General features: G+C 39.3%; 12 protein-coding genes and 1 riboswitch. Of the genes, 2 read left to right on the top strand and 10 right to left on the bottom strand.

Annotation, left to right across the window (positions count from 1 at the left end):
* Positions 1-6 precede the first annotated feature (6 nt).
* Genes thiD through QQS40_RS04170 form a run of 6 tightly spaced genes read right to left on the bottom strand, consistent with a single transcriptional unit; the run spans position 7 to position 4705 of the window.
* Positions 7-816: a bifunctional hydroxymethylpyrimidine kinase/phosphomethylpyrimidine kinase gene (thiD, locus tag QQS40_RS04195; RefSeq protein ID WP_289902115.1), complete on the bottom strand. Its 810-nt coding sequence runs from the start codon at positions 814-816 to the stop codon at positions 7-9.
* Positions 809-1603 (bottom strand): hydroxyethylthiazole kinase, encoded by a 795-nt coding sequence (gene thiM, locus QQS40_RS04190; protein WP_289902116.1) that lies wholly within the window; start codon positions 1601-1603, stop codon positions 809-811. The genes thiD and thiM overlap by 8 nt, the downstream gene beginning before the upstream one ends.
* Before the next feature lie 15 nt (positions 1604-1618).
* The gene (gene tenA, locus QQS40_RS04185) at positions 1619-2266 is read right to left on the bottom strand and encodes a thiaminase II (protein WP_329506349.1); all 648 of its coding nucleotides are present in this window, start codon (positions 2264-2266) and stop codon (positions 1619-1621) included.
* Positions 2267-2275: 9 nt separating this feature from the next.
* The gene (locus QQS40_RS04180; protein WP_297568388.1) at positions 2276-3220 is read right to left on the bottom strand and encodes an ABC transporter substrate-binding protein; all 945 of its coding nucleotides are present in this window, start codon (positions 3218-3220) and stop codon (positions 2276-2278) included.
* Between the two features lie 25 nt (positions 3221-3245).
* Positions 3246-3983 carry an ABC transporter permease gene (locus QQS40_RS04175; RefSeq protein WP_289902118.1) on the bottom strand — a complete coding sequence of 246 codons (738 nt, stop codon included), beginning with the start codon at positions 3981-3983 and terminating at the stop codon, positions 3246-3248.
* Positions 3980-4705, bottom strand: a complete 726-nt coding sequence (locus QQS40_RS04170; protein WP_126470271.1) for an ABC transporter ATP-binding protein — start codon at positions 4703-4705, stop codon at positions 3980-3982. Before QQS40_RS04170 ends, QQS40_RS04175 begins: the two co-directional genes overlap by 4 nt.
* Positions 4706-4779: 74 nt before the next feature.
* Positions 4780-4871: riboswitch (TPP riboswitch) on the bottom strand.
* A 419-nt stretch (positions 4872-5290) separates the two neighbouring features.
* Between QQS40_RS04170 and QQS40_RS04165 the strand changes: the two genes are divergently transcribed.
* A complete protein-coding gene (locus QQS40_RS04165; RefSeq protein ID WP_329506344.1) occupies positions 5291-6136 on the top strand; it encodes a 23S rRNA (adenine(2030)-N(6))-methyltransferase RlmJ in 846 nt (281 codons plus the stop codon).
* Positions 6137-6171: 35 nt separating this feature from the next.
* On the opposite strand, the gene psiE is transcribed toward QQS40_RS04165, so the two are convergent.
* From psiE to rpsU, 4 genes are all read right to left on the bottom strand, one after another.
* Complete coding sequence (gene psiE, locus QQS40_RS04160) at positions 6172-6588, bottom strand: phosphate-starvation-inducible protein PsiE (protein ID WP_070582952.1); 417 nt, start codon at positions 6586-6588, stop codon at positions 6172-6174.
* A 132-nt stretch (positions 6589-6720) separates the two neighbouring features.
* Positions 6721-8616, bottom strand: coding sequence for an RNA polymerase sigma factor RpoD (rpoD, locus tag QQS40_RS04155; RefSeq protein WP_329506341.1), 1896 nt, complete (start codon positions 8614-8616; stop codon positions 6721-6723).
* Positions 8617-8685: 69 nt separating this feature from the next.
* On the bottom strand, positions 8686-10470 hold the full coding sequence (gene dnaG, locus QQS40_RS04150; RefSeq protein WP_329506339.1) for a DNA primase: 1785 nt from the start codon (positions 10468-10470) through the stop codon (positions 8686-8688).
* A gap of 135 nt (positions 10471-10605) precedes the next feature.
* The gene (gene rpsU, locus QQS40_RS04145; protein ID WP_005694732.1) at positions 10606-10821 is read right to left on the bottom strand and encodes a 30S ribosomal protein S21; all 216 of its coding nucleotides are present in this window, start codon (positions 10819-10821) and stop codon (positions 10606-10608) included.
* A 218-nt stretch (positions 10822-11039) separates the two neighbouring features.
* On the opposite strand from rpsU, the gene tsaD reads away from it, so the two are divergent.
* Positions 11040-12068: a tRNA (adenosine(37)-N6)-threonylcarbamoyltransferase complex transferase subunit TsaD gene (gene tsaD / locus QQS40_RS04140; RefSeq protein ID WP_329506336.1), complete on the top strand. Its 1029-nt coding sequence runs from the start codon at positions 11040-11042 to the stop codon at positions 12066-12068.
* The last annotated feature ends 9 nt before the right edge of the window (positions 12069-12077 follow it).

Below are 12077 nucleotides of genomic sequence, written 5' to 3'. Positions count from 1 at the left end.
CAATCCTTAAAGGCGACTGTAAGCCCAATGATTCGTTGGTCCATGTCCATGACCAATATTCAATGGGTGAGAAATAGCTGCCGTAATAAAATCTTTGGCTGTTTTGACCGCACTTTCTAGAGGTGCCCCTTTGGCTAATTCTGCCGTTAAGCAAGCTGAAAAAGTACAACCTGTGCCATGAGTATGTGGTGTATTGAAACGTGGACTTTCCAAAACAAAATGTTCACCATTTTGTAAAAGGATCCAATCTTGGCATTGCTGACTTTGTGAATTGAGTGAATGTCCGCCCTTAATAATCACATTCTTTGCGCCTTGTTTTTGCAAGTCTAACGCGGCTTGTTGAATGCTGGCTGTATCAGAAATCTTAAAACTAGTTAAAGCTTCTGCCTCAGGAATATTTGGCGTAATCACATCGGCAAGTGGCAATAAATATTTGCTTAGTGCGGAAATAGCTTGTTGTTGCAATAAAGGTGCCCCACCTTTCGCAATCATGACGGGATCAAGAACTAATGTGCCGAATGGTCGATATTTTAAGAAATCAGCAACGCATTCAATAATATCTGCCGTGCCAAGCATGCCAATTTTGGCACTTGCAATTTGAAAGTCATTTTTAACCGCTTCAAGTTGTGCTTGAATCGTGTTCAGCGGAATAGGGTGAATATCAAATACGCCAAGTGTGTTTTGTGCGGTGACAGCTGTAATCACTGAAGTCCCAAATACGCCTTGCATTTGAAAGGTTTTCAAATCTGCTTGAATTCCCGCACCACCGCCGCAGTCAGAACCAGCAATAGTCAATGTTTGTGGAATGTTAGACATATTTCACCTCCGCATTTTGTTCTATTAAATCAGGTGTTAAGTCTGCCAATTCATCAAGTAAGCGAATTTGGAATTGACCGACTTGCGTGGTTAAGTTTTTAGCCGCAAGCTCCCCTGCAACGGTGTAAGCGGCACAGGCTTCGACTGTTGCAGAAAAATGTTTACCTTCATCAACGGCTAAAAATGCTGTGCATACTGCACTTAATAAACACCCCGATGCGGTGACTTTTGGAAATAGCGGCGTACCGTTATGGATGGTAGCAGTTTGCTGACCATCACTGATAATATCGACTTCTCCACTAATCAACACCGTACAGTTATAGCGTTGTGCAACATGTTTAGCGACTTCTTGTAGATTCGTTTTACCTTGTCCCGCATCCACGCCTTTTGCTTGCCAGTCTTCACCTGCAATTGCAGCTAGCTCACCAGCATTACCACGAATTAAGGCAAATTTTACTTCCGCCAATAACTGACGGACTGTTTCTTGTCGGTAACGAGTGGCGCCCACTCCAACCGGGTCAAGCACGACAGGAATGCCTATAGAATTAGCCGTTTTACCCGCTAATAACATAGCCTCTCGTTCTTTACCTATGAGAGTACCGATATTGATGACTAATGCTTGGCTGATTTTCGGCACCTCAACCATTTCCTCTATGTTGGCTGACATCAATGGTGACGCACCTAATGCAAGTAAGCCATTGGCACTAAAATTTGCCGCGACAATGTTGGTAATGTTATGAATAAGCGGGTTTTGTTCACGAATTTTTGATAAATAAATAGATTTCATTTCACACCTTTATTTTTATGCTAAATCTAATCCCATTTGCCAAAATCCGATTTCCATTCGGGTAGCCGTAGTAAAAATTTGTTGGATATGAGCGAATTGGGCATCATTAAGTGGTTCACAAAGTGCGGTAAGAAAATCAACTGTTTTTTGTGCCGCTTGTTGATATTCTGGTGCAGAGTATGCGTCAATCCATGCTTGATAAGGATTGCTTGGTTGTTTGGGATAATTTTCTGTGATGTAACGGGCGACTTGTGCGTAACCTAAAGCACAAGGCGTAACGGCGGCATATAGTTCAGGTAAACCGCCCGTCATTCCACAATCAAGCAGATAACGTGTATAGGAAATACATGCCGCACTTTCGGGTGTTTGGAATATTTCCTGTTCACTAATTTCCCATTGTCGGCAGTAATCCAAATGTAATTGGATTTCTTGGCAAAGAATATCGAGCGTTTTACGTGGCATGTCCATCTCGGCAAAATTTTTTGCCTTGAATACGCCCAAGGCAAAAGCTCGGCTGTAATGGAAAAGATAGATGTAATCTTGTTTTAAATAGTGTTGAAAACAAGCTTTTGGCAAGGTGCCTTTTGCAAGTTGTTGCACAAATTCATGCTCAACATATTGCTTCCAATAAGGTTGCGCTTGCTGAATGAGTTGATTAATCATCATTTTCCCTTATTGTAATTCGACAGCATAGTCTTTCAATTCAAGTGCTTTTGTAATCAACCCTTTCTGATGCATAAATTCCGCCATTTGTTGATAACGTTTAGCATCCAATTGACGGGGTTTCGTTGCTAATAAAGGTAGGGTATCTTTCCATGCTAATTGATTTAATTCTGTATTAAGTTCTTTTGGCTTATAGCTCACAAATGCTTGCCATGCTTCATCTGGATGGCTTTGTAGATAGGTTGTGGCTTGTTCAAGTGCGGTCAAAAAAGCGGAAATTTTTTTAGAGGCAAGATTGTTTCTGTTCGCCACTAAAATCAATTCATCATAAGCTGGCACACCATATTGTTCTGGGAAAAATGCCACGCCTTCTTGTTTTTCTAAATGGATCTGATTCAGTTCGAAATTACGAAATGCCCCGATGACCGCATCGACTTGTCCGGTTAAAAGAGAAGGGGAAAGTGACCAATTCACATTCACTAATTTTACGTCTTGGTTGCTGAGTCCGATGGAATGGAGCATGGTATCGAGCAACACATCTTCAAAGCCACTGACTGAATAGCCTACTTTTTTCCCTTTCAGATCGGCAAGCGTTTTGATATTGCTATTTTTTAGAACCACTACGCTATTTAATGGGCTGGAAATCAGAGAGCCTACACGTACTAAAGGTAATCCTTCAGCAACTTGTTGATAAAGTTGAGGTTGATAATTAATAGCTAAGTCCACTTTTCCTGCGGCAACTAATTTAGGCGGTAATGATGGATCGGCGGGTTCGATAATGTCGACGTCTAAGTTATTTTTTTCAAAAAAGCCTTTTTGTTGCGCGACAATGATTGCGGCGTGATCAGGATTTACATACCAATCAAGCATTAAGCTGATTTTCTCTTTTGCTAAGCTGGAAAAGCTGGCGGTGAGTCCAATTAAAAGACTGAAATAACGGATGATTTTCTTCATTTTTGTCTCCTTTTGTCATGAAGTGTTAAACGTTCCAAATAAAACGGCGTAGTAGCCAATCAATGCTGAAATATAAACAAAGTGAAATTGCCACTAAGATCAGCAATGCGGCAAACATTAAATCTACCTGCATACGGGCGTTGGCATGAATCATCAAATAGCCAAGCCCTTCTGATGAACCCACCCATTCTCCAATTACAGCGCCAATTGGTGCGACTGAAACAGCAATGCGAAAGCCTGATGCAAATGCGGGTAAAGCAGCTGGTAAACGTACTTTAAGTAATAAACGCCAAGGGGATGGCTTGAATGTTTTGGCGAGATCAATCCAAGCTTTAGGTGTATTGCGTAAGCCATCGTAACAAGCTGCAGTTACAGGGAAATAGATAATGAGAATAGCCATAACAATTTTTGACGGCATGCCATAACCTAGCCAAAGTACGAGTATCGGAGCGATAGCAAAAACAGGAATTGCTTGAGAAATCACTAAAACCGGTAACAGTAAGGACGATATTTTAGGCGAAAAAGAGAGCAATAGGGCTGATGACAATCCAAAAAGAAAACCCAGTAGCAGCCCTAAGCCAATTTCAATTAAGGTGATTAGTGTATGTTGCCAAAGTAGTTCTGAATGAGAAGTTAATTGCAACCATACAGCTTGTGGAGAAGGAAATATGTAATGGGGAAAATCACCGAATACACCAATAAGTTGCCATAGACAAAGCAATATAACTCCAATAAAGAGCGGTTTAAGAAGGTTAAGTTTCATCTTTTTCCCTCTAATAACTCGTTCAATAATTGCTGTTGGAGCATCCACAAATTATTTTGGTTTAGATCTCGTGGTGCTTTACCTTCAGGTTTTATAACATCGGATAATGCTGATTGATTAGGCTGCGGTGAACGTAATACAAAAATACGTTGGCTTAAGCGTAATGCTTCTTGAGGATCATGGGTAACTAATAATACTGATTTATTTTTTAATAGTTCATAGGCCAAGTTTTGTAATTGGTAACGACTAATCGCATCAAGGGCAGAGAATGGTTCATCAAGTAAAACTAAATCAGCGTTTTGCATTAATACTCGAGCGAGCGCCACTCTTTGTTTTTGCCCTCCAGATAATTGAGCACTGTTTTTATGCAGATGCTCTGACATACCCACTTGTTCAAGTAATACTTTGGCTCGAATAGTGGTTTTTGCAGATTTATTTCCAAATAGTACGTTTTCTAATTGGACGTTATCAACAATTGAAAGCCAAGGATAAAGGGTATCTTTTTGCGGTAACCATGCCACTCGAATATGAGGATGGGAGGTGATATTGCCTTGAACTTTTCCTGGTATTTCAAGCCCTGCAATTAATCTCAAAAGCGTTGATTTACCTACACCAGAGCAGCCAAGTAAACTGACCCACTCATTAGGCAAAAGCGTTAAATCAAGGTGTTCAAATAGTACTTGCTCTCCAAAAGCAAGACTAAGATCCTGAATATTCACCATAGCATTAACCTAAGGATTAATAACCAAAGGTAACGGCAGAAAAGGAGTAAAAATAGGTATGAAGAATGAGAAAATATTTTGGCATATTAGTTTCCTACGTCAGTACTAACTGTTTCAGGTTCACGGGTATCATCTCAGCCACCTTGTGGCACCCCGACTAAAATTTGAAAGAATTTTATATCGCAATTAAGAATAAAACAATAGGAAATCACATTAACTTTAGTTTAGATTTTTTTGTTTAGTCCTCAGGAGTCAATTTAAGTAATGAAAATAATAATTTAAATTATAGACTCACTTTTCAAGTGTTATATTCAACGCTCTAGAAATGACACCTTACCTTGTAAAATAAGACAACGAACGTATTTATCATAAAAAACTAGATTCTCTATAAGCATATAATATATTATTAGTCCCTTAATTTGCTTTCCCATAAGTTGCCGAATTATAAAAAATTCTGACATCATGAATATCCCTTTGAATTCAAATCCCTTTAAAGGTTTTAGTGTTTCAAGTGATAATATTTTTTCTACAGAAAAGTTATACCATCAATCTTGAGCGTACTTTTCTCATCATAAAGGAGAAACTATGTTAAGTTATCGCCACAGTTTTCATGCTGGCAACCACGCCGATGTGCTTAAGCACATTGTACTAATGCTAATTCTAGAAAATCTTTCACTAAAAGAAAAAGGTTTCTACTATCTTGACACCCATTCTGGTGTGGGTCGTTATCGCTTAAGTTCTAACGAATCAGAAAAAACCGGTGAATACAAAGAGGGAATTGGGAGACTTTGGGAAAGAACAGATTTACCCGAAGAAGTGGCTCGCTACGTGGATCTCATTAAAAAACTCAATTATGGCGGTAAAGAATTACGTTATTACGCGGGATCACCAATGATTGCCGCGCAATTATTACGTCCTCAAGATCGTGCATTACTAACAGAATTACACCCGAGCGATTTTCCATTATTACGCAATAATTTCAAAGAATTTAAAAATATCACTACAAAATCAGAAAATGGTTTCCAACAACTTAAAGCGACGCTTCCACCAAAAGAACGCCGTGGTTTAGTGCTTATTGATCCGCCTTATGAATTAAAAGAAGATTATGATTTAGTGGTGAAAGCAATCGAAGACGGTTACAAACGCTTTGCAACGGGGACTTATGCGATTTGGTATCCTGTGGTTCTACGTCAACAAACAAAACGCATTTTTAAAGGATTAGAAGCAACGGGAACTCGTAAAATTTTGAAAATTGAATTGGCGGTTCGCCCTGATAGCGATCAACGTGGCATGACCGCAAGTGGAATGGTGGTGATTAACCCACCTTGGCAATTAGAACAGCAAATGAAAGCCATTTTACCTTATTTAACCCAAACGCTCGTCCCTGAAGGTACGGGAAGTTGGACAGTGGAATGGATTGTGCCGGAATAATCCATTCCCAAATATCGGTCAAAGCGACCGCCCTTTTAAATTTTAATTTTATTGGAATACAACACTAAACAAAGTGCAATAACCATAATTAAAATCGCACCTGCGAATAAGATGGTATCAACTGAGCTTTCATGATTCACAATAATCAGGCGCAACATGGCAGTAATCCCCGCATAAATAAAATATCGCAAAGGAAAGTGATAGCCACTTTTAAAATATTGCACAATAAGACCAATAAAACCGAAATATAAGAAAAACATCACAGCTTGTTCAGCAACATCATAAGGTACTACGCTTGATGTATTAAATACCATAATTGCTAAGGTATAGGTAATTTTAGCTAAAGCAATAATCAACACTAAAGCCAAAGCAATAAGTGAAAAACTTAATACTACTTTTAATACACTTGTCACCACTCGCGGCAGTTTTTCGAGTTCTTGAGATTCTTCCATAAAGTTCCTTTTTTATTTTTAAATGAAGAAAGGCGCGTATTTTAAAGGAATATGATTTCATGGTAAATAACCAAATTTAATCAAATAAAAAAGGCAGAGAACTCTGCCTTTTCTTTTTATATAAATGAACAATTACTCATCCAAGAAACTTCTTAATGTCTCAGAACGGCTAGGATGACGTAATTTACGCAATGCTTTCGCTTCAATCTGACGAATACGTTCACGAGTTACGTCAAATTGTTTACCCACTTCTTCGAGTGTATGGTCGGTATTCATATCAATACCAAAACGCATACGTAATACCTTTGCTTCACGAGGAGTTAAACCTTCTAACACTTCATGAGTCGCTACTTTTAAACTTTGTGCGGTTGCTGAATCTAATGGTAACTCAAGGGTTGAATCCTCGATGAAGTCACCTAAATGTGAATCATCGTCATCACCAATTGGAGTTTCCATAGAAATAGGTTCTTTCGCAATCTTAAGGACTTTACGAATTTTATCTTCTGGCATACCCATGCGGTCAGCAAGCTCTTCCGGTGTCGCTTCACGCCCCATTTCTTGTAACATTTGACGAGAAATACGATTTAATTTATTAATTGTTTCAATCATATGAACAGGAATACGAATTGTACGTGCTTGGTCCGCAATGGAACGAGTAATCGCCTGACGAATCCACCATGTTGCATAAGTAGAAAATTTATAGCCACGACGGTATTCAAATTTATCTACCGCTTTCATCAAACCGATATTCCCTTCTTGAATTAAATCCAAGAATTGTAAACCACGGTTGGTATACTTTTTCGCAATAGAGATCACCAAACGCAAGTTGGCTTCAACCATTTCTTTTTTCGCCCGGCGAGCTTTTTGTTCACCACGTGATACTGCATCACAAATCTCACGCATTTGTTGAATTGTAAGATTGGTATGTTGCTCAATATTAGCCAAGTTATCTAAAGATAAACGGATACGCTCTTCATATTTTGGTAAGCGTTTTGCCCAGGGCTTAGTTGATTTTAATGCTTTAACTACCCAAGCATCATTACTTCCACTCGTTGTAATAAGTGTTTCGAATTCATCTTTTGGCATACCCGCGATATCAACAAGCACTTTTTGTAATTGACGTTCTTCAAAGCGTACGCGTTTCATCATATTCTTCATCGACAAAACAAGTGTGTCAAATTGCTTTGGTACTAAACGAAATTGTTTAAAGATCTCAGCTAGTGATTCGATTTGATCTTTTGCTCGTTTACCACTGCGTCCGTATTTTGCAATCGTTGCTAATGTTTTAGTATGTTGCTCTCTTAATGTCGCAAATCTTTCACGAGCTACCTCAGGATCGATACTGTTATCTGAATCGCTGTCATCTGAACTTGAACCGCTATCGTTTTCATCCTCTTCATCATCACTGTCATCAATAACCGTATTAGATTCTCCACTTTCACCCTCATCAGAAAAATGCTCTTCAATATCTACATCTGCATTTTCCTCTTCAATCACGCTTGGATCTACAAAGCCAGTTATTAAATCCGCTAAACGATAATTCCCCGCTTCAACTTGATCGTAATTATCTAATAATTCAGTTAACGCTTCTGGATAGGCTGCTATCGCACTTTGGACTTCATCAATTCCTTCTTCAATACGTTTTGCAATGCTGATCTCATCTTCACGTGTGAGAAGATCAACAGTACCCATTTCACGCATATACATACGCACAGGATCCGTTGTACGACCGATCTCAGATTCCACATTTGATAAAATCTGCGTTGCTTCTTCCACTGCATCTTCATCCGGAATCGTGTCATTCAACATCATTTCATCACTTTCTGGTGCTTCATCAAGAACCGGAATACCAGCATCATGCTGTAAAGTTTGTAACAGCTTATCGTAATATTCTGGATCGATGACATCTTCTGGAAGCAGGTCATTAATCTCCGCATAAGTTAAATAACCTTGCGTACGACCTAATTCCATAAGCTGTTCAATTTGTTCTGAATATTGCTCGGCGGTAGATTGTTGATTTTGTTCCATTTTTATTCCCATTTTGCGTTATTTTTGGAAGATAAAAGCCCTTGTTTTGAACAGGAGATTCTACCATTGTTATGACGGATTAACTAACTGTTTTTTCTGCGCTTCTTTCCCCTTGAGCAAATTCACTAAAATTGCTCGTTCTTGGTCAGTTAATCCTTCAGCCCTTTCTTTTGCAATCAGCATTTCAATATCTCTTTCAATTGCTTGAATATTCAATCGACGATAGTTTTGAGAGAATGCATTAATGATTTCTAAGTCATTTAATAGATGATCCCAAGAGGCTAATATTTCAAGGGGCTTGCTAAATTCTGTATCGCGAAAATATTCTAAGATTTGCCCTGTTGTAATACCTTCTCGTTCACGACAAAGTGCGGTTAATTTTTCGAGTAATTCGTAACCCGCCTCATGCTTTAAGGCTTGCAAACCGACATCCGAAATACGATTTACTAATTGTGAATTCTGTAATAACAGCGAAATCACCACACGCATTGGCGTTTTCTTAATGATTTTTTGTGGCGTTTTAGGTTTTGGTTCAGCCTTATCTATTTGATTTGGAATTAAGCTTTCAAGCTGTGATTGATCAAAGACTCCAAGCTTTTGTGCTAACATATTTCGCAATGATAAACGTAGCAATTCCCCCGGAATCTGACGAATCAATGGCGCAGCCAGAGCCATTAATTTGCCTCTTCCTTCTTGCGTCGAAAAATCCACTTGTGGACTTAAATGCGCAAATAAAAATTCCGTAAGAGACTGAGCTTGCTCAATATATTCTTCAAACTTTTCTTTACCGTATTGACGAATATAAGTATCCGGATCTTCTCCATCTGGTAGAAAAATAAACTTAATTTGTCGTCCGTCTTCCAGATAAGGCAACGCATTTTCAAGCGCACGCCAAGCAGCATCTCTACCCGCTCGATCACCATCATAACAACAAATAACTTGTTCTGTTGAACGGAACAATAATTGAATTTGCTCCGAGGTCGTTGATGTCCCAAGGGAAGCTACCGCATAATTCACACCAAATTGCGCCAATGCCACCACATCCATGTAACCTTCAACTACCAGTAATTTTTCTGGCTCATCATTGATTTGTAAGGCTTCATACAAACCATAAAGTTCATTACCTTTATGGTATGTAATGGTTTCGGGTGAGTTTAAATATTTGGGCTTTTCATCCGTTAAGACACGTCCCCCAAAAGCGACCGTTCGACCCCGTTTATCCCGAATCGGAAACATAATGCGATTACGGAATTTATCGTACACATTGCCCCGATCATTACGAGAAAGCATACCTAAATCAAACAGCTTTTTCTGTTCTTCTCGATTTTTACCGAATTGACGCAACACCGTATCCATCGCATTGGGTACATAACCAATTTGAAAACGAGCAATAATTTCTGGCGATAAACCACGTTGCTGAAGATAGCTTTGAGCAGGAATATTTAGCGGGAGTTGAGCTTGATAAAACGACGCAATCTCTTGCATCAAATCATATAAATTACGTTTTGTCTGATAGCTCACATCCGGTTTATTGCCGAATTGATTTGGACGTTTTTCATAAGGCACTTCAAGTCCGGCAGAAGCGGCAAGTTCTTCAACAGCTTCAACAAATTCTAATTTGTCGTAATCCATTAAAAATGAAATGGCATTGCCTTTTGCGCCACAACCGAAGCAATAATAGAATTGTTTTTTTTCACTTACCGTAAAGGAGGGTGTTTTTTCGTGATGAAATGGACAACAAGCTTGATAATCTCGTCCTGCTTTTTTGAGTTTCACGCGCGCATTAATCACATCGACAATATTCGATTTTGTGAGCAGATCATCAATAAATTGGCGTGGAATAGAGCCTTTCATTGCCTTGCCTCCTTGAATACGATGCGAAAGTGCGGTTGATTTTGCGTGACTTTTTCGATGAATTTAAAATGGCAAAACCGTGATTCCAAAAAGGTTTCACGGTTTGTCTTAACTCGAGTTAGAAAATACTACAAATTAGTATAAACGGGTATTACGCGCATTTTCGCGAGCATTACGTTTAGCGTGACGTTTAGCAAGCGTTGCTTTTTCACGTTTACGGATTGTAGTTGGTTTTTCATAGAATTCACGAGCGCGAACTTCTGCTAAAATACCAGCTTTTTCGCAAGAGCGTTTGAAACGACGTAAAGCTACGTCAAATGATTCGTTTTCACGTACTTTAATTACAGGCATAAGCCAATCACCTCAATGAGTTTAATTTAATTGCAATTTTAAATTTTTATTACTGCCGAATAAACGGCAAATTCAATAAAGGACGCAATTCTAATCGATCTTACCTGCAAAAGCAAAGGAAAGATCGCCTATTTGCTGAAAATTTGGCGTTTAAACTGGTTTAAACGGGCTAAACAAGGTAAAATCTTTGCCAATTTTTTTAATAAAATGAGAAGAAAATGCGTATTTTAGGAATCGAAACCTCCTGTGATGAAACAGGTGTCGCGATTTATGATGAAGATAAAGGCTTAATTGCCAATCAGCTCTACACGCAAATTGCCTTACATGCAGATTATGGTGGTGTGGTACCTGAGCTGGCTTCTCGAGATCATATCCGTAAAACAGCGCCATTAATTAAAGCCGCATTAGCAGAAGCCAATCTAACGGCTGATCAAATTGATGGTATCGCCTATACAAGTGGTCCTGGTTTAGTGGGTGCATTATTAGTGGGTGCAACGATCGCGCGTTCACTGGCTTATGCCTGGAATGTGCCCGCGATTGGCGTACACCACATGGAAGGTCATCTACTTGCGCCAATGCTTGATGAAAATCGACCGCACTTTCCATTCATTGCTCTCTTAGTTTCAGGTGGACATACGCAATTAGTGCGCGTTGATGGCGTAGGAAAATATGAAGTCATTGGCGAATCTATTGATGATGCGGCGGGTGAGGCCTTTGATAAAACCGCAAAATTATTAGGGTTAGATTACCCTGGCGGTGCGGCACTTTCACGTTTAGCCGAAAAAGGATCAAAAGATCGTTTTGTGTTTCCACGTCCAATGACAGATCGACCAGGCCTTGATTTTAGCTTTTCAGGTTTAAAAACCTCAGCGGCTAATACGATTAATCAGGCGATTAAGCAAGAAGGTGAATTATCCGAACAAACCAAAGCCGATATTGCGTTTGCCTTCCAAGATTCCGTCGTAGATACGCTTGCTATCAAATGTAAACGTGCCTTAAAAGAAACCGGCTATAAGCGTTTAGTGATTGCTGGCGGGGTGAGTGCAAACAAAAAATTACGTGAAACTCTTGGCACAATGATGAAAAATCTTGGTGGCGAAGTGTTTTATCCGCAACCTCAATTTTGTACCGATAACGGCGCCATGATTGCCTATACGGGCTTTTTACGCTTAAAACAAGGTCAGCATAGCGATCTCGCCATTGATGTTAAACCTCGTTGGGCAATGGCTGAACTCCCTGCAATTTAAGGAAAAAAT

Origin of the sequence: Haemophilus parainfluenzae, assembly GCF_036288925.1 — a bacterium.
GTDB lineage: Bacteria > Pseudomonadota > Gammaproteobacteria > Enterobacterales > Pasteurellaceae > Haemophilus_D.
The sequence above is the reverse complement of the archived record's forward strand: the minus strand, read 5'-3'. Positions and strand labels throughout refer to the sequence as shown.